Consider the following 314-nt stretch of genomic DNA (forward strand, 5'->3'; position numbering starts at 1 on the left):
GTTAGCCCCAAAATAGAAGAATATTTGCGTAAAAAGATTGAACGTGTCTTTTCTGATGAAGCAAAAACAGGACAATTTAACCCCGACAATCCTTTTCTTGACTATTTAGATGGCGACCTACTGACCAATTCTGTCAAGATTGCTAATCTCTGGAAAGAAGAATTTTCAATTTCTGAGAATTTAAAAACCAATGACCTCATTTTCATAGAGTTTGAACGAAATGGTGTTGAACATTTTGCCTTTTTGAGAATCTCACTGCGTGAAAACCTCGCCCACGTTGGTCTGGAAAGCGGAAGTCCTTTAAAAATCACCCA

Annotated in this window: 1 protein-coding gene; it reads left to right on the forward strand. The window is 37.6% G+C overall.

Translation table 11 applies throughout. From position 1 onward, the window contains the following. The coding region (locus C1E99_RS01710) for a nucleoid-associated protein (protein ID WP_161951126.1) at window positions 1–314 on the forward strand (314 nt) is incomplete at both ends.

It is taken from the genome of Streptococcus suis (assembly GCF_002964045.1).
Classification (GTDB): Bacteria; Bacillota; Bacilli; order Lactobacillales; family Streptococcaceae; genus Streptococcus; species Streptococcus suis_U.